The sequence below is a fragment of the Chitinophaga sp. genome, assembly GCF_035538455.1.
Classification (GTDB): domain Bacteria; phylum Bacteroidota; class Bacteroidia; order Chitinophagales; family Chitinophagaceae; genus Chitinophaga.
In genome coordinates, this window is sequence record NZ_DATLKJ010000146.1 from 1 (window position 1) to 21693 (window position 21693).

Consider the following 21693-nt stretch of genomic DNA (forward strand, 5'->3'; position numbering starts at 1 on the left):
ATATAAAGGACATGCAGGATAATATTTATTTTTGCAGCTTCCTGTTGTGTTTCTTCTGAAGGAAAAATATCGAGATTTATCTTCCCGGTGTGATTTTTATAAGTCTTAATTCATTGGAATCGAGTATATTAAGCATAGTGCATAACTTATACTTGGGATGATTCCCCGAATCCTTTATTTTTGCCAGCAATCGGATTTTGCTAAAAGATTTAGTATCCTTGCAGGAGAAAGATGAATCAGCTAATCATAAATATTCAGGAAACGTTAATATAACTATGGCAAACACGGACAAAACGGATAACAAGGATCTTTTTGCTTCCTATACAGAAGACTCCATACGGTCGCTGGACTGGCGGGAGCATATCCGCCTGAGGCCGGGGATGTATATTGGTAAGCTGGGGGATGGTTCCAGCATGGACGATGGTATCTATATACTGCTGAAAGAGGTGGTGGACAACTGTATTGATGAGCATACGATGGGTTTTGGTAAGCAGGTAGATATCAAAGTAACGGAGCACAATGTTACAGTGCGCGATTATGGCCGCGGTGTTCCGCTTGGAAAAGTAGTGGATGTGGTGAGTAAAATCAATACCGGCGCCAAATACGATAGCAAGGCATTTCAGAAGTCGGTGGGTTTGAACGGTGTGGGTACGAAGGCGGTGAATGCGTTGTCGAGTTATTTCAGGATACAATCGGTGCGTGATGGCCGCGCTAAAGTGGCGGAGTTTGAACGTGGAGTGCTTGTAAAGGATCATAAAGAAACGAATACGAGTGAGAACAATGGTACGCTGGTTACGTTCATGCCGGATGATACCGTATTTAAGAACTACCGTTTCATTCCAGAGTTCCTGGAAAACCAGATCTGGAATTATTGCTTTCTGAATGCGGGTCTTACTATCAGCTTCAACGGACAGAAATATATTTCCAAAAATGGCCTGCTGGATCTGCTGCAACGTAAAACCAATGAAGATGATCTGCGCTATCCTATTATCCATCTCAAGGGAGAGGATATTGAGGTAGCTATCACGCATGAGAATCAGTATGGTGAGGAGTATTACTCCTTTGTAAACGGTCAGCATACTACACAGGGCGGTACGCACCTGGCAGCTTTCCGTGAGGCGTTTGTGAAAACGGTGCGTGACTTCTATAAAAAAGATTATGATGCTACGGACATCCGTGCATCTATTTGTGCGGCTGTTTCAATACGTGTGCAGGAGCCGGTATTTGAATCCCAGACCAAAACCAAGCTGGGTTCATTAGTGGTATATGAAGGTGGTCCGTCAGTGAAAGCCTTTGTGCTCGACTTCCTCTCCAAGCACCTGGATGATTACCTGCACCGCAACCCTGCTGTAGCAGAGGCGTTGAAGAAGCGTATCGAACAGAGCGAACGTGAGCGCAAGGAACTGGCCGGTATTAAAAAACTGGCAAACGAAAGGGCCAAGAAAGCTAACCTGCACAACCGCAAGCTGCGTGACTGCCGTTTTCACCTGAACGATGAGCTCACTGGTAAGGACAAAGAAGAGCTGGAAACACGCAGACTTGAAACAACGCTTTTCATTACTGAGGGTGACTCTGCAAGCGGCTCCATTACCAAATCACGTAATGTGGAATCCCAGGCTGTATTCAGCTTACGTGGTAAGCCGCTGAACTGCTTTGGTCTTACGAAGAAGATCGTTTATGAGAATGAAGAGTTCAACCTGCTGCAACACGCGCTCAATATTGAAGAAGGACTGGAAGGGTTGCGCTACAATAACATTGTGGTCGCTACTGATGCCGATGTGGATGGTATGCACATCCGTTTGCTGTTGCTGACTTTCTTCCTGCAATTCTTCCCTGATCTCGTGAAGAACGGGCATGTGTATATACTGGAGACACCGTTGTTCCGCGTGCGCAACAAGCAACAGACGATCTACTGTTATTCTGAAGAAGAAAAACAGAAGGCAGTGAAAAAGCTGGGCAACAAGCCGGAGATCACCCGATTCAAAGGATTGGGAGAGATTTCGCCTGACGAGTTTGGCCGTTTCATTGGTGAAGACATACGCATAGATCCTATCATTTTATCCAAGGACATTCATATCCAGAAACTGCTGGAATACTATATGGGTAAGAATACCCAGAGCAGGCAGGAGTTTATTATCAACAACCTGCGATATGAAAAGGACCTGGTAGACGACGAAACAGCGCAATAACAATTATGAGTCTGGTACATATAGTTTTTGGTCAGTCTTCCGTGCCGGTATTGACGGAAGCCGTAGGAATGGACGAGAAAATGCAGGGTGAGATCCTTTATTTTGAGGATGATCTGTCTGTAGGGCCGCTGTTTATTCTTGATACAAAGGAGGGGCAGGCCAACCGCAGGTTGTGGTGGCAGCAAATATCTTCCGTAACGGCGCCGGTAACTGAAACAGCCGCAGCCACCGTTACAACGGCAGCTCCGCAGGAGGAAGATGCACCAGGGGATGCAGACCTATTCCGGCAAATAAAGGCCAGACTGAAAGAAGATACCACATTGGAGGTATGGGTATGGGCCGGACAGAATGCGAGAGATGTATGTGGTTATTACTGGCTGATCAGCCAACTGTATGATTTTGCAGGACGTATTCATATCATCTACCTGAATAATCTTCCTTTCCTCAACGATAAAGGAGCTGTATTTTATCCCACTCATCTGCACCAGATATTACCGAAAGAATTTCTGAAGGCAAAGAAGCTGGCAAGGGCGGTATCCCTGGCTGAATTTGAGCTGGATGGAGAGGAATGGCATCGCATGATGAATGAAAATGCCGGTATCCGTTTGCTGGAAGGCGGCAAAAAGATAAAGGGCGAGCCTACTTTGTTTTACGATAAGGAACTGCTGGCGCAAACCGGGAAAGAATTTGTGAAAGCATGGCGCGTGGCACAGCAGGTAACTGGTAAGCTCAAATACCCTGTGATGGACCAGTTCCTTGGATGGCGACTGAAAGAGCTGGTACGCGAAGGCAGGCTGGAAAGCAAAGGGGAATTGAAGACCATCCGTGATTTTGAAGTGAAATTACCGGGTGAGCCGGCAGACGAATCAACAGCAACAACAGATAATCCAATAGCAGGATGATAACGGTAACGCCTATACAGATTTTTGGAGAAGACGACAGAGGGAGTAACTACATGTGGAATTGCCATCGTACCGGCGATTTTATGCTTTGTTACCGGCATGCCGGCAGCAGTAGCGGCCAGCATTACCACGAAGGAAAGAGTGACAACAAGAACCCCGAAGTGATGTTCCTGTTCTCTGGTACAGCGCTCCTGCACTGGAGCCCCCTTGATGGTACCTCCATTACTACTACTGAGATCAAAGCGCCCGCCAGGGTAGAAGTGCCGGTTAATATATGGCATCAGCTGATCGCTGTAACAGATTGCTGTTTTATAGAGCTGAACTCTGCTGCAGATGTACAGAAAGACAGCATCCGGCTATGGAGAGAAGATTTTGAAAAAATAATTGAAGAAAACAACCGTAAGCGTATTATACATGGACATGGAAAATAAAACATCAGACGAATCGCTGCATAATGTCGTCCACGTGGGTGGCATGTATGAGAGCTGGTTCCTGGATTATGCCTCCTATGTTATCCTGGAGCGGGCCGTGCCCAGCCTGGAAGACGGACTGAAGCCCGTGCAGCGCCGCATCCTGCACGCTATGAAAGAAATGGACGATGGCCGTTATAATAAAGTGGCCAACGTCATCGGACAAACGATGCAGTACCATCCGCATGGTGATGCGTCCATCAGCGATGCTATCGTAAACCTCGGTCAGAAAGACCTGCTGATTGATACGCAGGGTAACTGGGGGGATGTGAGAACAGGCGATGATGCCGCTGCAGCAAGGTATATCGAGGCCCGCCTCTCCAAGTTTGCACTGGATGTGGCTTTTAACCCGAAGGTCACCTCCTGGCAGCTCAGCTACGACGGACGTAAAAATGAGCCCCTGGTATTGCCTATGAAGTTCCCGCTGCTGCTGGCACAGGGGGCTGAAGGTATCGCCGTTGGTTTATCTACCAAAATATTACCGCATAACTTCATTGAAGTGATAGATGCTTCTATCAAGTATCTCAGAGGCCGCAAGTTTGAGCTGTTCCCCGACTTCGCTACCGGCGGTATGGTTGACGTTGCGAACTACAACGACGGCAAGCGTGGCGGTAAAGTGAGGGTGCGTGCGCACATTGAAGAGAAAGACAAGAAGACACTGCTGATCAAAGATGTTCCTTACGGAGTTACCACTACTCAGGTAATGGAATCTATCGTAAAGGCCAACGACAATGGTAAAATCAAAATAAGGAAAGTAGTAGATAATACGGCTGCGGCAGTGGAAATCGAAGTGCAGCTGGCGCCGGGTATTTCACCAGACATCACCATTGATGCGCTGTATGCATTTACCGATTGCGAGATCTCCATTTCTCCGAATGCCTGCGTGATTGTAGAAGACAAGCCACAATTCCTCACTGCTTCCGACCTCCTGAAAGCATCCGCAGATTATACCAAAGACCTGCTCAGACAGGAATTGGAAATCAAACTGGGTGAGTTGCAGGATAAATGGCACTATACTTCCCTGGAAAAGATCTTCTTTGAGAAACAGATCTACAAGGAGCTGGAACAGAAGCACAAAGACTGGGAAACCGTACTCAATGCCATTGACAAAGGGTTTGCCCCGTATAAGAAACAACTGAAACGTGAGATCCAGCGCGAAGATATTGTGAAACTAACGGAGAAGCCTGTGCGCCGCATCTACCGCCTCGATATCAATGAACTGAATGAACAGATCAAGGGTATTGAAGCTGAGATTAAACAGGTGAAACACGATCTGGACAACCTCGTTGATTATACTGTTGGTTACTACGAAGGCCTGCTGAAGAAGTATGGCAAAGGCCGCGAGCGCCAGACGGAGATCAAGACATTTGACACCATCCAGGTGCAGCAGGTTGCCATCGCTAACACGAAGATCTACGTGAACCGTGCAGATGGCTTCATCGGTACTTCTCTGAAGAAAGACGAGTTTGTAGCTGATTGTTCTGACCTCGACAATATCATCATATTCCGCCGCGACGGTAAAATGCTGGTAACGAAAGTGGCTGACAAAACCTTTGTAGGCAAGGACATCATTCATGTGGATGTGTTCAGGAAAAATGATGAGCGGACTACCTACAATATGATCTATGTGGAGGGTAAAACAGGTGTGAGCTATGCCAAGCGCTTCAACGTTACTGGTGTAACCCGCGATAAAGAATATGAACTTGCACACAAAGGCGAGAAGAATTCCAAAGTGCATTATTTCTCTGCCAACTCCAATGGTGAAGCAGAAGTGGTGACTATCAAACTGAGTCCGAACTGTAATGCCCGCAACAAGGAGTTTGATCTTTTCTTTGAGACCATCGCTATTAAAGGGCGTATCTCTATGGGTAACCAGGTTACGAAGTACCCTATCCGCAGCGTGAAGTTCAAGGAGAAAGGTGTATCTACCCTCGCAGGACAAAAGATCTGGTATGATGCCGAAACAGGCCGCCTGAATACAGAAGAGAGAGGCGTGTATATCGGAGCATTTGAGGGAGAGGACAAAATTTTTGTAGCTTTCAAGAATGGTACTTATGAGCTGACCAACTATGATCTGATCAACCGGTATGAGTCCAACGATGTGGTATATATCGAGAAATTCAACCCGGAGAAGATCGTAACAGCCATTTACTTTGATGCCGATAAAAAACAGTTCAACGTAAAACGTTTCCGCATAGAAACACAAACGCTGAATAATAAATTCCTCTTCATTAAAGAAGGCGCCGGCAACTATCTGGGAATGGTAACCACACATACACAGCCTGTGGTATTACTGAAAACAGGTAAGAAACGCAGCCCTGAAGAAGAAGAGATAGATCTTTCCGAATTTGCAGAAGTAACCGGCTGGAAAACAGTAGGGACAAAGATTGCAGGGGATGACCTAATTAGTGCAGAGCTGCTTTCTGAAGATGAGGATCCAGATCCTAATGACGAATCCAATATTCAGGGAGAATTATTTTAGGTTCTCGCAAAGAAACAGAGGGAGCAAAGAACGCAAGGGATATTTTAAGTTAATTAAGACTGTTTATTAGTACCAAAAAAATTTCGGACTATCAAACAAGTTCTTTGTTAACTTAAAATATCCCTTGCGTTCTTTGCTCCCTCTGTTTCTTTGCGAGAAGCCCACCCTGAAAATTTCTCCCTTAACAATTAAATAAAACACTATCTTAATACCGATGTTTAATTTGCATCCGGTTCCATCTTTTTTATTGCTTGCATGAAATACCAATATCTTACGGATACAGAACTGTTGCAGCTGGTTGCCCGCGACGATGCGGCCGCGTACGAGATATTGTATAACCGGTACTGGGAGCCTTTGTTCCTGTTTGCATACAAACGTCTTAAGTTTACATCACCTGCGAAAGATGTGGTGCAGGATGTTTTCATCAGCCTGTGGAAACGCAGGACGACGCTGCAGGTAACAGCTTCTCTGCGTACCTATCTTTTTACAGCTGTGCGGTATGAGGTGCTGCGAAACATCGCCCAGTTAGAGCAGGGGCCTGTGTGTGATGATCAGGCATTGCTGCATGTGCCTGCGGAAGCTGCTGCTGCTGATCTCCTGTATGAGAAGGAATTGCGTTATGTGTTGACAGATGCAATAGATAAGCTGCCTGTAAAAATGAAAGAAATATATGTGCTGAGCCGTCAGCATCACAAATCCATATCTGAAATTGCCAGCGAGCTGGCCCTCTCTGAACAAACCGTGAAAAACCAGTTATCCAAAGCATTGGCGCGCCTGCGCATGCACCTGAAAGAAGCCTCTCTGATCCCGGTATTGGCGCCCGGAATAATTTTCTTCCTTAACAATTAGTTAATGTGTACCGGTATGGTACTACTTCTTGATTTTTGACGCTTAGTTATAGTACAAACTATCAATGAGTAACCAGGACCTGAAAAATATTGCTGCAAAATACCTGAAAGGAGAAGCCAGCGCTGAAGAGCAGGCGATGCTGGAGGAATGGTTTGCGGCCACGGAAAATGACCCGGTGCTGCTCTCTGCAGAAGAGCTGCACGCTATCCGGGAAGATATGCTGGGCCGTATCCGTGAACGAGCCGGGTATATTCCACCTGAACAGGAGGACAGGCCGCATCTTCATACCCGTACGGCATTGCTGCGCATCGCGGCTATGGTGGTACTGGTGGTGGGTACGGCAGCGATGTTCTATTACCTGCGTCCGCAGCAGGCGGCCATGAAAGCGCCACTGGCCATGAAAGACAGTATCATACAGCGAGTAATGCTGACTGTTACCCATACGCAGGGCGTAGGCAGAAAAATATTGCCGGACAGTTCTGTAGTCCTGCTCAACGGCGCTGCGGCTATTACGTATGAGCGTGGCTTCAGCGGAGAGAAGCGGGAGCTCTTTCTGGAGAATGGGGAGATCTTCGTGGACGTGAAGAAACAGACAGAACGGCCATTTGTGGTACATGCCGGGAATACCGTTACTACGGTGCTCGGTACTTCTTTTAATGTGAAGATGAATCCGAAAAAGAGCAAGGTGAGTATCGTGGTAAAAACCGGGAAAATAAAGGTAAGAACGGGAGATAATCCGGCTGACAGCGGGTATCTGGTGACACCCAACCGTGGCATAGAAATTAATACAGCGAACAATAACATTCACACTTTTTCACAACAGGCAGACATTGCGTTATCCTGGTGCAAGCGAGAGCTGGTGTTTCATCAGCTGACCATGCAGGAGGTGGCAACATTATTGGAAAACCGGTACCAGGTAAACATCCGGTTGATGACGCCGGAGTCGCAACGATTCAAGGTTTCAGGCGATTTCAGTATGCATCATTCTGTGGATGAGATCCTGGATGCCATCTGCCTGGTACATCGACTCACTTATAAAAAAAAGAGCAACAGTTATTTCGTCTATTAAACAATATCTATAAAAAAACCGGTTATGCGCTAACATAACCGGCAATGCTTTGCTGACAGATCCTTCCGTAACGCTAATTACCGGATGTGGCAGCGTGTTTTTAATGCTTAATAAAAACCGGTCAAATTTATGAAAAATGTAGTAAGCAATTCTACAATCCGTTATCTTATGCGCCTAAGTTTCCTGACAACATGCATGGCTGTAGTGAGTATGTCGTTGTGGGCAAAGAGCCTGGAGGGACAGAGCTTAAAGAAAACAATCGTCCTGAAGCCTGCCAGTACGACGCTGAGCGAGCTGCTGAAGCAGGTTGCGCGCCAGACTCATCACCGCCTGGTGTTTGATGAATCGGCAACCGGTAAATATGCTTTTGATACAGATATGATGAATGGACGTCCGGCCGATATACTGCTGGACTCCCTGCTGGCAGCCACTTCGCTGGCCTATCGCGAAGTGAATGATCTGCTGGTGGTATATAAGAAAGATGACCAGGAGTTTGGACTCAAAGGAAAGGTAATTGACAACGAGACCAAAGAACCGCTGCCGGGAGTGACCATACTGCTGAAAGGCACCCGCAAGGGCGTGGTTACCAACACTGATGGTGGGTTCACACTGGCTGCCGTAAAGCCCGGAGATGTACTCGTTGTTTCTTTTGTTGGATATGAGACGAAAGAAGTGACTGTTTCCGGCAGCAGCTTCCTCCCCATTCCGCTGGCAAGCAGCCGTTCAAAGATCAAAGATGTGGTGGTGGTAGGTTATGGCGTACAGAAGAAGGTGAACCTCACCGGCGCCGTGAGCCAGGTAGATGCCAGCGTGATAGAAAGCCGGCCTGTAGCCAACGTGGGGCAGGCCCTGCAGGGTGCTATTCCTAATCTCAACGTTAACTTCGGTGACGGTCGCCCGGGAAGCACAGCTACACTGAATATCCGGGGTTTTACCTCTATCTCAGGCGGTGGTCCGCTCATCCTGATTGATGGTATCCCCGGCGATATCAACACTGTAAACCCCCGTGATATAGAATCTGTATCTGTGCTGAAAGATGCGGCATCCGCAGCTATTTACGGCGCCCGTGGCGCTTTTGGCGTGGTATTGCTGACTACCAAAAAGGGTAAATCGGGCAGAATGCAGATCAGTTACGGCACGAACTACAGCTCAAGCAAACCAACGACCCGCACGGATTTCATTACCAACGGTTATGATGCCGCCATGCTCAATGACGAAGCCTTCAAAATATCGCTGGGTAAAACTTACACGGGTTACACTGATGAAGATTATGCGGAGTTGCTGAAAAGAAAAACAGATCCCTCTTTGCCTTCTGTAGTAGTACAGAACCGTAAAGGCAAGGATATGTATATCTATTACGGCAATACAGACTGGTGGCACACCATGTTCCGTGATGTGATGCCTTCTATGGAACACAGCCTCAATATCAGCGGTGGTAACGACAAGATCAACTACATGGTTTCCGGCCGCGCCTACCAGAAGAAAGGTATGATGCGTATTTCGCAGGACAAATACAACTCCTATAACTTCCGCGCCAAAGTGGAAGCAGAAGTGAAACCCTGGCTGGTGCTCAGCAGCAATACACAGGTGAATGCCTACGACTATACGTATCCCGGCGCCGGTGTAAATGACAATTTCGTATCTGTGAGCGTACATGCGTTGCCGTCATATGTGCCTGTAAACCCCGATGGTACAGCAACCTATCGTACAGAGCTAAACAACTATACCATCGGCGACGGTATCTATGCGGATCTGCTGCATGGTAAAAGCAAAGGCGGTATGAAGCAGCTGGAGCTGGTGAATACCGTAGCCGCTACCTTCAAGATCTCGCCTGACTTCAACATCATCGGTAACTATACGCTTACAGTGGCTAATGGCAATAGTTTTCACCGGCAGACAGCTGCGCCGTGGTCTATTTTCCCCGGTGTGATCAGCTATGTATTTAATGATGATCTCTGGCAGCGGAATGATAACAGAACTTCGCATGTAGTGAATGTATACGGTAACTACAATAAACATTTCGGTAAGCACAATATTACCGTGATGGCGGGTGTGAACCAGGAGCTACAACGCATGAAGATGTTGTATTCCCAACGTACCGACATTCTCTCTGAAGATCTGAATGAAGTAGCACTTGGCTCCGGCGACGCTACTGTGAACAGTAACAATGAAGAGTTGGCACTGCTGGGAGCCTTTGGCAGAGTGGCTTACAGCTATGCAGATAAATACCTGGTGGAATTCAATGGCCGCTATGATGGCTCTTCCCGTTTCCCTTCCAACAGGCGTTTTGGTTTCTTCCCTTCTGTATCTGCCGGCTGGCGTATGAGTGAGGAGCCTTTCTTTGCGCCGGTTAAGCAGGTGGTGAATGATGTTAAATGGCGCGTATCTTACGGTGCGCTCGGCAACCAGGACGTGAGAAACAACTATTACCCTTACGTTCCGCTGATGAGCATCGGCACCAATACCTATATCACCAACGGCAAACGGACGCAGTATGTATCGTTGCCAGGGCCTATTACCACGGATCTTACCTGGGAGAAGGTGAATTCTACCAACTTTGGGGTAGACATGAGTTTCCTGCGGAATAAGCTGAATGTAACCTTCGACTGGTATGTAAGGAATACGAATGATATGTTGACGAAGGGGATGACATTACCCGCTGTATTCGGTGCTACAGAGCCGAAACAGAACGCTGCCAACCTCCGTTCAAAAGGATGGGAGGTCAACGTGGAGTGGCGTAACAGCGTTATGGTAGCACGTAAGCCGTTTAACTACAATGTTGGCTTCAATGTTGGCGACTTCAGGGCAGAGATTACCAAATTCGATAACCCTAATAAGATCCTGAGCGACTATTATGTAGGGAAACAACTGGGCGAAATATGGGGATACAGTATTCCCGGATTTTTTAAGTCGGACAAGGATGCAGCTGACTGGAAAGTGGACCAGACACAGGTGGGCAACAATATCTTCTCTGCACCCGGCGAATGGGGCAAGCTGCGCGCCGGTGATATACAGTTCGCTGACCTCAATGGTGACAATATCATCAGTAAAGGAAAAAATACCGTGGCCGACCATGGTGATCTGAAAGTAGTGGGTAACTCATTGCCGCGATATACCTTTGGTATCAGGGCTGGCGGAGACTGGAACGGTTTTGATCTGAGTGTCTTCTTCCAGGGAATAGGCCGCCAGAACTGGTATCCGGGCAACAACGCCGATAAATTCTGGGGGCCATTCTCCCGTCCTTATATGTCGTTCATCCCGAAAGATTTCCCGGAGAAGTTGTGGAGTGCAGAAAATCCTGATTCCTACTTCCCCAGGCTGAGAGGTTACATCGCACTGAACGACAATGGTTCACTGAAAGAAACTAACGACAAATATCTCCAGGACCTTGCTTATATACGTCTGAAAAGCCTTATCCTGGGTTATTCGCTGCCAACATCCTTATTGCAGCGCATCAGGCTCACCCGTTGCCGTATCTATTTCAGCGGCGAGAACCTGCTCACCTTTACCAAACTGAAAAACAAATATCTCGATCCGGAGCAGCTCTCCAGCGATCCAAATCTCGTCAGAACAGATGCGAACGGCCGCGTGTATCCGTTCAGTAAAACATATGCAATAGGACTGGATATTTCTTTCTAAAGCATCAATCCTGTAAAAGAAAAGAACATGAAAAAGATCAACATATTGCTAATATCATTGATGGCATTGACGCTGGGGGCATGTAAGAAATTCATGGACCGTGATCCGTTGTCAAAGATATCTCCCGACAATTATTTCACAACAGAAAAAGACCTGAAGTTATATATCAACTCCATGTACAGCATGGTGCCTGATGCAGAAGGCGTTTATAACGAAGACCTTGACAACGTGGTAAAATCAAGTACTTCAGAGTTCCTTACCGGGCGCCGACAGGTGCCTGTTACAGGCGGTGGCTGGAGCTGGAGTGAACTGAGGAAGATCAACTACTTCCTCGTTAACTGTAACAGGGTATTACCTTACAGCACTACCCGCAAATATGTGGGTGCTGCGAAGTTCTTCCGGGCATGGTTTTATTTTGAGATGGTGAGAAAGTTTGGTGATGTGCCCTGGTACACTACGCCGCTGGATGTAAATGATCCTGCGTTGCAGAAGGGCCGTGATCCGCGTAAGCTGGTGATGGACTCTGTTATGGCGGACATAGACTCTGCTATCGTATCGCTGGATGCTACCAAGAGTAATGAGCAGGTGAACAAATGGACTGCACTGGCGTTGAAGTCCCGTATCTGCCTGTTTGAAGGCACTTTCCGTAAATACCACAAAGAGTTTAACCTGCCTGATGAAAACAAATTCCTGCAGGCAGCAGCCGATGCTGCAGCGTTGCTGATGGCCGGCGGACAATACCGCATTTACACCAGCACGTCCCAGTATGCTTACCGGGAGTTGTTTTCTTTCAAGGACGCCAACCCTGATGAGATCATTCTTACCCGCAGGTTCAGCGGCGCCCTGCAAATCTATCATAACGCCAACTACTATACGATAACCGCGTCTTATGGTCAGCCGGGACTGGAGAAGAGTTTTGTAAACAGCTACCTGATGAAGGATGGCAGTCGCTTTACAGACAAACCCGGTTATGATAAGATACAGTTCTATGAAGAGTGCCAGAACCGTGATCCCCGCCTGGCGCAAACTATCCGCACGCCGGGTTATACCAGGATTGGCAATACCAACAAGCTGGTGCCTGATTTTGGTGCAGCGGTGACCGGCTACCAGCTGATTAAATACGTTACGGATGAAACGCATGACTCTTATACCAAGAACGACAACGACATGCCCATTTTCCGCTATGCAGAAGCGTTGTTGAACTATGCAGAAGCTAAAGCTGAGCTGGGGCAACTCACACAGGCGGATATAGATCAGTCTATTAAACTGCTGCGCGACAGAGTAGGGATGCCTAACCTTAATGTGGCGACTGCCAACGCCAACCCTGATTCATATGAGGCTGCACGCTACGGTAATAAAGCGCTTAGTGGCGCACTGCTGGAGATCCGTCGTGAGCGCAGGATTGAGCTGGTAATGGAAAACTTCAGGTGGAGTGATCTTTGCCGCTGGAAGGAAGGCGCGTTGCTTACCAAACAGTTCAAAGGCATGTACTTTCCTGGTACCGGCCAGTTTGACCTGGACAATGATGGGAAGATAGATGTGGTGATCTACGAAGGGACCAAACCTGCCGGTCCCAAGGGGCCAGCTTACCTGAAGCTGGGTTCCGAAATTAACCTGGAGAATGGCAATGCAGGTGGTTATATCGTTGTAAACCGCAACATAACCAAAGAGTTCAATGAAAACCGCGATTACCTGTATCCGGTGCCTATCCAGGAGCGTACGTTGAATAAGAATCTTACACAGAATCCTAACTGGAATGATGGGTTGTAATTGTCTGAACTGTGATTCTTTTGATTTGATTGATTATCCTGATGAGCGAAGATGAGTATTATATATTATTGAGATAAAGTAAAGCCCCCACAAATTGAGTTTTGTGGGGGCTTTACTTTTCTGATTATCATTGCTTTTTCCTGGATGGCTGCTTAGGGGGTGTTGCTGGCTCAAAGTCTTCCGCTGATTTAGGCTGTGTCATATTTTTCTTTTTCTGATCCAGCGGTATGGGAACAGGCGCGCCTTTACCTTGCGGGATGGCGTCATGGAATACTTTATCTACATGCACCCATTTACCTGCTTTCCATTTGAAGCCTTCGTAGTCCATGTCGGAAACATAGGTGTATTTTTTTGCCGGCTCATTGCTTTCTGATACGAGGTGATCAAATACGATCATATCCAGTTCCTTGTTGTAGTTGAGCGTGGCGGTGCTTTCCTTTTTATATTCCATGAGAAAGCGGTTACGCATGGGTTTGGGTACGCTGTCTTCCGAGAAGCTGAAAAAGGGGCCGCCAAAAACGGGAGCGCCGTTTTTGAAGGTCAGCATTTCCAGTATTTTTTTCTGGCTGCGGGGATTGTTGGCGTCCCAGCCGATGAGGGTATAATACTCCTGGTTGAAGTAATGCCGTTGGATGATATTATAATACAGGCAGCCGTACCAGGTTTTGTTGCCGGTGATGGTGTCTGTATTGGTGATGAAGTCGGAGGCATCAAACAGCGGGAACAGTTTGAGCTGTCCGTCGGGGGTATTCATCTGTATCGCGCCATAGTGCCGGTAGAAGCCTGTTTCGCGTTCCAGTGCCCAGGTGAAGATGCGGAAGGTGCTATCCTGCGGATATTGTATGGAAACAGTTTTGAGAGAATCGAACGGGAAGCGGAAAGAATATTTTGTTTTAAGGGCGCGTACCAGCGTGGGTATAAATTGTTCCACCGCTTTTTCCCTGCCTTCATTGCCTTTGCCACCGAAGACCTCCTGGCTGAGGCGTTGCAGCGTATCCTGGGATTTGCGCAGGCTGGTATAACCGGGAGCATCCGGTTTCTGTGCATGCAGACAGCCGCAGGTGGCAATAAAGGATAGTGACAGTAGTAGTTTTTTTACCATATCTATAATACGGATCTATGCTGAAATTATTGTACTGATTGTGCAAACTGGAGCAGACCAGGATATTTGTTGTCGATCAGTGGGTGCGGGAATGGCGTGTCTGGCAGGGTAGAGGTGATGAACGCTGTTTGCATGCCCAGTGTTTTACCAAACTGCATATCACTGAGGGTATTGCCTACCATTACTGATTGGCTGAAATCTATTTCAGGGAAATCGGTTTTTGCCTGTAATCCCATGCCGGCAGCAGGTTTTCTACAAGGACTGCTGCTGTCTACATCGGGGCAGAAGTATATCTTATCGATGCGGCCACCATGGCGACTGATCTCATCCAGCATGTACTGGTGTATCTCCTGCAGGCCTTCGGTGGTGAGAAGGCCCCGTCCGATGCAGCGCTGGTTGGTGACGATTACGATACGGCTGAAACGTTCTGCCAGCAAGGGCATTGCGGCCAGCGTGCCTTCGGTGAAACGAAACATATCTTTATTCAGTACATAACCATCGCGTATTTCTTCATTGATAACGCCATCTCTGTCAAGAAAAAGGAACATGTGTGCAGGGAGATTTTAATTTTTAGCTGTGTTAGCGGTCAGGTCATGCTGCGCTTTCTGATAATCTTCGGGGATACCGATGTCGATGAAATAGGTATCGCTGATGTAGCCGGAAAGGGCGCCAGCAGTTACCTGTGGCTCCAGCACAACTTTTTCGAATGAGAATTTTTCCGGAAGGGACAGGCTATTGAGCCAGTTTTTTCCGGTGAGATAAATACCGCCGTTGATCAGTCCTGATTCGCAGAATTGTTTTTCGCGGAAAGCGATAATATGATGCGTGTTATCGAGGTCAATGCTGCCGTAGCGGTCAAACTGTTGCATGGGTTTCAGCGCGAGTGACAGGCCGCTGCCGGTTTGCTGATGGAATGTACAGAAGGCGGTGAGGTCTACATCAAAGAAGGTATCTCCATTTACGATAAAGAGGTCATTGCCAGCTACAGCAGGCAATGCATGCATGATACCGCCGCCTGTGCCCAAAGGCTCCGGCTCTACAGTAAAGGATATACGAAGAGGTAATGGCGTGCTTTCACACCAGCTGATGACCTGTTCAGACAGGTATCCCAGGGAAAGCACGGTATGATCAATGCCTTGCCGGTGCAGGTATTGCAGCAGGTAATACAGAAATGGCTGGTCTCCGATGGGAGCCATACATTTGGGTTTGTTGGCCACTGCACTGCGGAGGCGTGTTCCCAGCCCGCCGGCGAGCACTATACATTCTCTGGTCATGCGCTGAAGAGGTTGTTTTCCACTATCTCACAGATAATATGACCAACGGTGATGTGCGCTTCCTGGATACGCGGTGTATCTGTAGAGGGCACGTTGATCAGGAAATGACATGTTTCCTTCATTTTACCGCCGGTTGCGCCGGTCATGGCTATAATGAGCATGCCTTTTTCTTTAGCCACTTTCATGGCTTCCAGGATGTTGCCGGAATTACCGGAGGTGGAGATGGCTACGAGCACATCGCCGGATCTGCCGATACCGCGGATGATGCGGGAATATACCTGGTCATAACCATAGTCGTTGCCTACGGCGGTCATATAGGAGGTGTTGCAGTGCAGCGCTTCGGCGTAGAGTGGTTCACGGTCTTTATAGAACCGGCCGGAGAACTCAGCAGCCAGGTGCTGTGCGTCGGCAGCGCTGCCGCCGTTGCCGCAGAAGAGTATTTTATTATCTGTGCGCAGGCTGCGGGTAATGGTTTCTGCTACCTGCTGGATAGTGCTGAGCAGTATTTCATCCTGGCAGATGGCTTCTTTCACAGCGATGCTTTCACGGATGGTACTGGCTATTTTATCTTTAATCATACTGTATCTTTTAAAGTGATCAAATGCTCCACGTCTGGATGCCCTGGTTGGTAAAGTGATAACGTTTTACGTCACCCCCAAAGTTATTGAGTGCATCCACTACTGCAAAACGGGAATTTCCGGGGCAGTAGAAGATCATGAAGCCGCCGCCACCGGCGCCGGAGATCTTACCGCCGCTGGCGCCTGCTTTACGTGCTGCATTGTAGATGTCGTCCAGCATGGTGTTGGTGATGCCTTTGGCCATTTGCTTTTTATATTCAAAGCCGTAGTTGAGAATTTCTCCGATTTTGTCGATGGAGCCGCGCAGGAGCGCTTCCTTCATCATAACGGCTTGTTCCTTGAGATGGTGCATGGCGGCGATGGAATCGTCTTTTTTCTCGGTTACGTTTTTTTGTTGCTCTGAGATGATAGAGGAAGACAGGCGGCTGGTAGATGTGTAGAACAGTACCAGGTTGTTTTCCAGTTCATGCAGGTATACATCTTTGATGCGGAGCGGGTTTACGATTACTTTATCGTCTTTATAGAACTCCATGAAGTTAACACCGCCAAAGGTAGCAGCATACTGATCTTGTTTACCACCGGCCTGTTGCAGGTCTTCACGTTCGATGGAGTAGGCGAGGTGGGCCATATCATATTCACCCAGGGGAAGTTTGAGCCATTCAGCGAAAGCGCCGAGAACGGTCACTACCAGTGTGGATGAGGTACCCAGGCCAGATCCGGCGGGGGCATCCACAAATGTGGTGAGTTTAAACCCTGTGGAGGGGAGGTTTGCGTAGTCTTTCTGTACGCGGTTCACTATGCCTTTGAGCAGATCGAGGTGGCCGTCTAACGGTAATGGGTATACGGCGTCGTATACCTGATATTCTTTTCTGTCGGCACAGTCAAATATTATCTGGCCTGTGGTCAGCGGCTCAATGGAGGCGCGGGCATACAGGGAGATAGTGGCATTCAGGATTGCACCGCCATACAGGTCTGAATATGGGCTTACATCGGTACCGCCACCGGCGAGGCCTATGCGTAAAGGTGCTTTACTTCTGTAGATCATCAAAACAGGATTTAGAATACAGGATCAGCTTTCCGTATTATGAGAGCCGGATGCCTGCGAGCCAAAAGCTAATTTTTTAATTTCATTTGCCAGCCTTGACCAGGAATATTGTTGTTTTTCCTGCTGAAGGGCTGCTACCATATCCGGTTCCCGGTTGTTGGCAAAGTATTTTTCGATAGCAGCGGCAATAGAGGCGGGATCAGGATCTGCCTGGAATCCCACCACGCCGTCGGGCACCATTTCGACGAGACCGCCCACTTTGGTTACGACCATTGGTTTATCAAAGTGGTAAGCGATTTGTGAAATGCCGCTCTGTGTGGCACTTTTATATGGCTGCACGACAAGGTCGGCAGCACAGAAATAATTCTTAACAGCGTCGTTGGGAATGAAGTCGGTGTGCATTATTACGCGGTCGCCCAGCTGTAACTGTTCAAGCAGTTGCAGGTAAGGTGCGGCGTCTTCATAATATTCTCCCGCCACGATTGCATGCACATCCAGCTTTTTCATCCGTTCGTCCGCCATTGCCTGCAATAACAGGTCCAATCCTTTATACTGGCGAATAAACCCGAAGAAGAGCACATACCGTTTGCCGGGCTGTAGTTTCAGCTGGGAGCGTGCTTCTTCTTTGGAGATCTTCGGACCGTAGTTATCGTAGATGGGATGGGGGATGAGTGACGCTGGTTTGACGGGTTCGAATGTGCGCAGGTCGTTGAGTACGGACTGGCTCATGGCAATGAAAGCATCCACGGGTTTGAGGAAGTACCTGGTAAAGGGTACATCGCCGGGGCGTTTTTCATGCGGTATTACGTTGTCCAGAACCGCTACTACTTTGGTGTTGCTACCTTTCTTCCCTCTGCGCAGCATGGCGCCAAGCGCGGGACCCATAAAGGGCAGCCAGTATTTGGTGATGATAAGGTCTGGGTTCAGTTGCCGGATCTTACGTCCTGTAACGAACCAGTTGATTGGATTTACGGAGTTGATCATCCGCCGGATGCACAGGTGTGCGGGCGGGGGATCCGTTGAGAACTGGCTTTTGCCGGGGAAGAGGAATTGCGGGTATTGTACCGTAAAGGTCCATATTTCCACATCATCTGTCAGCTGCAGTTCTTCCGCGAGCCTTTCATTATATGCTGCCAGCCCGCCCCTGAAGGGGTAGGCTGTGCCGAGTATGAGTATTTTTTTCTTTGTTGCTGCCATCGTCAGGTACTTGATTTATCCATTCTTTCTTCCACGAGATAGGCGTTGCGTTCAGGAGCGTTGCGGGTTACCAGTTCTCCGATAAAACCGGTGAGGAACAATTGGGAACCGATGATCATGAACAGCAGGGCAAGGAAGAACACGGGTCTGTCGGTCATGTTGTACTTGTCGTAAAACAATTTTGCGAGGCTGAGATATGCAGCGATAACAAATCCGAAGAAAAAGAAGAGAGAGCCGAGTGCACCGAAGAGGTGCATCGGGCGTTTACCGAATTTTCCGATGAACATGATTGTGGCGAGGTCGAGGAAGCCGTTGATAAAGCGTTCCAGGCCGAATTTGCTTACGCCGTATTTGCGTGCGCGGTGTTCGACTACTTTCTCACCGATGTTACGGAAGCCATTCCATTTTGCGATAACGGGAATATAGCGGTGCATTTCACCGTATACTTCTATGGACTTCACTACCTTTTTGCGGTAGGATTTGAGGCCGCAGTTCATGTCGTGCAGCTTTACGCCGCTCATGGAGGTGGTGGTGAAGTTATATAGTTTGGAAGGCAGGTTTTTGGTGAAGGTGTTGTCGTAACGTTTCTTTTTCCATCCGCTTACGAGATCATATCCATCTTCGATGATCATGCGGTACAGCTCCGGGATTTCGTCGGGGCTATCCTGCAGATCGGCGTCCATGGTGATTACCACATCGCCGTTGGCTGCGCTGAAGCCTTCATTGAGAGCAGCTGATTTGCCGTAATTGCGCTGGAACTTGATTCCTTTGATATTCGGATTTTCGGTGGCCAGGCGTTGAATTACGCGCCAGGAGTCGTCGGTGCTGCCATCGTCCACCATCCATACTTCGTAGGTGAAATGATGGTCGTGCATCACCCGGTCTATCCAGGCAGCCAGTTCAGGTAGTGATTCTTCTTCGTTTTTTAAAGGAACGATTACGGATATGTTCATCTTGATAGAATAGTATGATTAATTGGCGAGGTCTCCGGTGCGGTTCTTTTTCCTGAGGATCAGCGCCAGTAAGGCTGATACTGCGAAATAGAAGATCACACTTTTCAGGAGGTCCATGAAAGACCGTGCCAGGCTCACTTTAAAATCAGTTGCATTCAGTTCATCGAGTTGTTTATCGATTTCAGACTGTGGCGCTTTGAATTTATGCAGCATTGTTTCTGTTGCCTGCATAATGTGTTGCTTTAGTCCTTCTGCCAGGTTCGGATCAATAAATTTATACAGAATATATTGATAGATGGCCAGCAGTATGGAACCAACAACAAAGGTGGTGAATATAGGTTTCAATATTTCTTTGAATGAAATATAGCCACCGGCTTGTTTTCTGGCTTCCAGGCCGGCAAGTATACCGAAAATAATGAAAAGACAGAATTGTACGGTGCCGTTCCACCAGGAAAACAGTACGTCGTAGCCGGCTATCCAGCTTAATACATTTAGCAGAATCAGTGCCAATCCGGCTACGATTCCCCATTTAACTCCAGGGTTAGCGTTTTGTTGCATATATCTTCATTAATTGTTGATATGAAAAACAGGGCCATTGACGGTAGCATATACCTTGCCTTTCAGCTTGCTGCCAATATACGCTGAATTTTTGGACCGGGAGGCGATGTGAGCGGCGGTGAACTCCCATTCTGTTTCGGGCTCAAACACGGTGAGATTGGCTACAGCGCTTTTCTGGATAGCCGGTAGCGGCTGTCCGAATATTGTCCGGGGTTTATCGGTCAGCATAGTGATGAGGTGATCAAGGGGTACATCCGGAAGGTATTGCCTGAGCACACCGAAGCAGCTTTCGAGGCCTATCATTCCGTTTCTGGCATATTCAAATTCTACCTGTTTGGCATCCCAGTCCTGTGGCAGGTGATGTGTGGCGATACAGTCGATTGTACCATGCAGTACGGCGTCCTGTAAGGCTTTTACGTCATCGGCGTCTCGCAGGGGCGGGTTTACCTTGAGGTTAGTATCATAGTTTACTAACTGAGAGTCGGTGAGGGAGAGGTGGTAAGGCGTAACAGAGCAGGTTACTTTAACGCCATCTGCTTTGGCGTTGGCGATCATTTCCACGGATTTGCGGGTGCTGATGCCGGTGAAGTGAATATGCGAATCTGCATATCTGGCCAGCTCCAGGTCGCGTTGCACGATGAGTTCTTCTGCCAGCGCGGGTTTTCCGGGCATGCCCAGACGTGTGGAGTAGATGCCTTCGTGCATGAGGCCATGGGAAGAAATGCTCTGATCGTCCGGCAGCTGTATCAGGGTACCGTTGAATGCCTTGACATACTGGAGGGCTTTCAGCAGGAGGCCGGGAGATTGTACGGGTTTAAGCCCGTCTGAGAAGGCCACTGCGCCGGTTTGCTGCATCTCATACATTTCAGCGAGGCCGGTACCTTCCAGGTTTTTGGTAGCTGCGCCGATAGGCAGTACGGTTACGGCGGCATGTCTTGTTTTACTCAGTACGTATTCGATTTGCGGTTTGGTATGCAATGCGGGCTGCGTATTAGGCATGATCATCACGGTGGTGAATCCGCCGGTGGCAGCAGCCTTTACTCCGCTGTTGAGGTCTTCTTTGTGTTCCTGACCGGGGTCACAGAAGTGAGCGAAGATATCCATCCATCCAGCGGATACGTGCAGGTTGTCGCCTGAGATGACCGTAGCGCGGTCATCTTCAAGATTGTCAGCTACCTGCTGGATAATACCGTTATGAATGGAAATGTCTTTTCGCTGCCCGTGAAAAGGAGAAGAAGGCGCTATGATCTTTACGTTTTTGAGTAATATGTGCATGCTTTACGTTCTATTCAAATATCAAAACCTGTCCTGAAAAATACAGGGGCAAATGTAACATAAAACTGTTAATTGTTGAAGCCTGTGGGCGGGCACTTTTCAAAGGTGCTGTCAGGTTGGTATGGTTCTTGAAAATGGTGGGGTAGCAGATCAAAATAACACAGGATGATAGATTATCTTACTAACCTCGTCACACGAATATGCGATAGCTCGGAACAGCCCAATAACGCCCCAACAACGAGCTGGCAAGCGCTCAGAGAGGCTGAGCAATTAGCTAATCACGCCTATATACCCCTGCTGTATCAGTACATTATTTCAGAACCTGATAAAGCAAGGCGGCA

At 48.1% G+C, this 21693-nt stretch carries 17 protein-coding genes; 8 read left to right on the plus strand and 9 right to left on the minus strand.

All coding sequences use genetic code 11. The annotated features are described in order from the left end of the window. The first annotated feature begins 275 nt into the window (after nt 1-275). The 8 genes from VM802_RS17425 to VM802_RS17460 all read left to right on the plus strand — a co-directional run bounded on the left by VM802_RS17425 (nt 276) and on the right by VM802_RS17460 (nt 13370). Nucleotides 276-2189: a DNA topoisomerase IV subunit B gene (locus VM802_RS17425; protein WP_325532811.1), complete on the plus strand. Its 1914-nt coding sequence runs from the start codon at nt 276-278 to the stop codon at nt 2187-2189. A gap of 5 nt (nt 2190-2194) precedes the next feature. Further along, the gene (locus tag VM802_RS17430; RefSeq protein ID WP_325532813.1) at nt 2195-3091 is read left to right on the plus strand and encodes a DUF1835 domain-containing protein; all 897 of its coding nucleotides are present in this window, start codon (nt 2195-2197) and stop codon (nt 3089-3091) included. Beyond that, nucleotides 3088-3522, plus strand: a complete 435-nt coding sequence (locus VM802_RS17435) for a hypothetical protein (protein ID WP_325532815.1) — start codon at nt 3088-3090, stop codon at nt 3520-3522. The genes VM802_RS17430 and VM802_RS17435 overlap by 4 nt, the downstream gene beginning before the upstream one ends. Next, complete coding sequence (locus tag VM802_RS17440; protein ID WP_325532817.1) at nt 3512-6043, plus strand: DNA gyrase/topoisomerase IV subunit A; 2532 nt, start codon at nt 3512-3514, stop codon at nt 6041-6043. The genes VM802_RS17435 and VM802_RS17440 overlap by 11 nt, the downstream gene beginning before the upstream one ends. A 255-nt stretch (nt 6044-6298) precedes the next feature. Next, nucleotides 6299-6892, plus strand: coding sequence for an RNA polymerase sigma factor (locus VM802_RS17445; RefSeq protein ID WP_325532819.1), 594 nt, complete (start codon nt 6299-6301; stop codon nt 6890-6892). A gap of 64 nt (nt 6893-6956) precedes the next feature. After that, on the plus strand, nt 6957-7961 hold the full coding sequence (locus tag VM802_RS17450) for a FecR family protein (RefSeq protein WP_325532821.1): 1005 nt from the start codon (nt 6957-6959) through the stop codon (nt 7959-7961). Between the two features lie 129 nt (nt 7962-8090). Continuing rightward, nucleotides 8091-11600 (plus strand): SusC/RagA family TonB-linked outer membrane protein, encoded by a 3510-nt coding sequence (locus VM802_RS17455; RefSeq protein ID WP_325532823.1) that lies wholly within the window; start codon nt 8091-8093, stop codon nt 11598-11600. Nucleotides 11601-11627: 27 nt separating this feature from the next. Beyond that, nucleotides 11628-13370, plus strand: coding sequence for a RagB/SusD family nutrient uptake outer membrane protein (locus VM802_RS17460; RefSeq protein WP_325532825.1), 1743 nt, complete (start codon nt 11628-11630; stop codon nt 13368-13370). 127 nt (nt 13371-13497) lie between these two features. Here VM802_RS17460 and VM802_RS17465 read toward each other — a convergent pair whose 3' ends face one another. From VM802_RS17465 to VM802_RS17505, 9 genes are read right to left on the minus strand one after another with little or no spacing between them, the layout of a single operon-like run. Next, nucleotides 13498-14472 carry a hypothetical protein gene (locus VM802_RS17465; RefSeq protein ID WP_325532827.1) on the minus strand — a complete coding sequence of 325 codons (975 nt, stop codon included), beginning with the start codon at nt 14470-14472 and terminating at the stop codon, nt 13498-13500. A 26-nt stretch (nt 14473-14498) separates the two neighbouring features. Beyond that, nucleotides 14499-15020 carry a D-glycero-alpha-D-manno-heptose-1,7-bisphosphate 7-phosphatase gene (locus tag VM802_RS17470; RefSeq protein ID WP_325532829.1) on the minus strand — a complete coding sequence of 174 codons (522 nt, stop codon included), beginning with the start codon at nt 15018-15020 and terminating at the stop codon, nt 14499-14501. Nucleotides 15021-15035: 15 nt separating this feature from the next. Beyond that, on the minus strand, nt 15036-15746 hold the full coding sequence (locus VM802_RS17475) for a nucleotidyltransferase family protein (RefSeq protein WP_325532831.1): 711 nt from the start codon (nt 15744-15746) through the stop codon (nt 15036-15038). Further along, complete coding sequence (locus VM802_RS17480) at nt 15743-16324, minus strand: D-sedoheptulose-7-phosphate isomerase (RefSeq protein ID WP_325532833.1); 582 nt, start codon at nt 16322-16324, stop codon at nt 15743-15745. The genes VM802_RS17475 and VM802_RS17480 overlap by 4 nt, the downstream gene beginning before the upstream one ends. Nucleotides 16325-16343: 19 nt before the next feature. Then, the gene (locus VM802_RS17485; protein WP_325532835.1) at nt 16344-17369 is read right to left on the minus strand and encodes a GHMP family kinase ATP-binding protein; all 1026 of its coding nucleotides are present in this window, start codon (nt 17367-17369) and stop codon (nt 16344-16346) included. 24 nt (nt 17370-17393) lie between these two features. Beyond that, the gene (locus tag VM802_RS17490) at nt 17394-18566 is read right to left on the minus strand and encodes a glycosyltransferase (RefSeq protein ID WP_325532837.1); all 1173 of its coding nucleotides are present in this window, start codon (nt 18564-18566) and stop codon (nt 17394-17396) included. A 2-nt stretch (nt 18567-18568) separates the two neighbouring features. Then, on the minus strand, nt 18569-19519 hold the full coding sequence (locus VM802_RS17495) for a glycosyltransferase family 2 protein (protein WP_325532839.1): 951 nt from the start codon (nt 19517-19519) through the stop codon (nt 18569-18571). Nucleotides 19520-19537: 18 nt separating this feature from the next. After that, nucleotides 19538-20077: a DUF4199 domain-containing protein gene (locus VM802_RS17500; protein WP_325532841.1), complete on the minus strand. Its 540-nt coding sequence runs from the start codon at nt 20075-20077 to the stop codon at nt 19538-19540. A 9-nt stretch (nt 20078-20086) separates the two neighbouring features. Beyond that, entirely contained in the window at nt 20087-21352 is a 1266-nt protein-coding gene (locus VM802_RS17505; protein ID WP_325532843.1) for a dihydroorotase, read from the minus strand. Nucleotides 21353-21693 lie beyond the last annotated feature (341 nt).

What these genes read in the sequence shown, in the direction of transcription:
- VM802_RS17425 (WP_325532811.1), top strand. Translation starts at nt 276, where the DNA reads ATGGCAAACACGGACAAAACGGATAACAAGGATCTTTTTGCTTCCTAT.
- VM802_RS17430 (WP_325532813.1), top strand. Translation starts at nt 2,195, where the DNA reads ATGAGTCTGGTACATATAGTTTTTGGTCAGTCTTCCGTGCCGGTATTG.
- VM802_RS17435 (WP_325532815.1), top strand. Translation starts at nt 3,088, where the DNA reads ATGATAACGGTAACGCCTATACAGATTTTTGGAGAAGACGACAGAGGG.
- VM802_RS17440 (WP_325532817.1), top strand. Translation starts at nt 3,512, where the DNA reads ATGGAAAATAAAACATCAGACGAATCGCTGCATAATGTCGTCCACGTG.
- VM802_RS17445 (WP_325532819.1), top strand. Translation starts at nt 6,299, where the DNA reads ATGAAATACCAATATCTTACGGATACAGAACTGTTGCAGCTGGTTGCC.
- VM802_RS17450 (WP_325532821.1), top strand. Translation starts at nt 6,957, where the DNA reads ATGAGTAACCAGGACCTGAAAAATATTGCTGCAAAATACCTGAAAGGA.
- VM802_RS17455 (WP_325532823.1), top strand. Translation starts at nt 8,091, where the DNA reads ATGAAAAATGTAGTAAGCAATTCTACAATCCGTTATCTTATGCGCCTA.
- VM802_RS17460 (WP_325532825.1), top strand. Translation starts at nt 11,628, where the DNA reads ATGAAAAAGATCAACATATTGCTAATATCATTGATGGCATTGACGCTG.
- VM802_RS17465 (WP_325532827.1), bottom strand. Translation starts at nt 14,472, where the DNA reads ATGGTAAAAAAACTACTACTGTCACTATCCTTTATTGCCACCTGCGGC.
- VM802_RS17470 (WP_325532829.1), bottom strand. Translation starts at nt 15,020, where the DNA reads ATGTTCCTTTTTCTTGACAGAGATGGCGTTATCAATGAAGAAATACGC.
- VM802_RS17475 (WP_325532831.1), bottom strand. Translation starts at nt 15,746, where the DNA reads ATGACCAGAGAATGTATAGTGCTCGCCGGCGGGCTGGGAACACGCCTC.
- VM802_RS17480 (WP_325532833.1), bottom strand. Translation starts at nt 16,324, where the DNA reads ATGATTAAAGATAAAATAGCCAGTACCATCCGTGAAAGCATCGCTGTG.
- VM802_RS17485 (WP_325532835.1), bottom strand. Translation starts at nt 17,369, where the DNA reads ATGATCTACAGAAGTAAAGCACCTTTACGCATAGGCCTCGCCGGTGGC.
- VM802_RS17490 (WP_325532837.1), bottom strand. Translation starts at nt 18,566, where the DNA reads ATGGCAGCAACAAAGAAAAAAATACTCATACTCGGCACAGCCTACCCC.
- VM802_RS17495 (WP_325532839.1), bottom strand. Translation starts at nt 19,519, where the DNA reads ATGAACATATCCGTAATCGTTCCTTTAAAAAACGAAGAAGAATCACTA.
- VM802_RS17500 (WP_325532841.1), bottom strand. Translation starts at nt 20,077, where the DNA reads ATGCAACAAAACGCTAACCCTGGAGTTAAATGGGGAATCGTAGCCGGA.
- VM802_RS17505 (WP_325532843.1), bottom strand. Translation starts at nt 21,352, where the DNA reads ATGCACATATTACTCAAAAACGTAAAGATCATAGCGCCTTCTTCTCCT.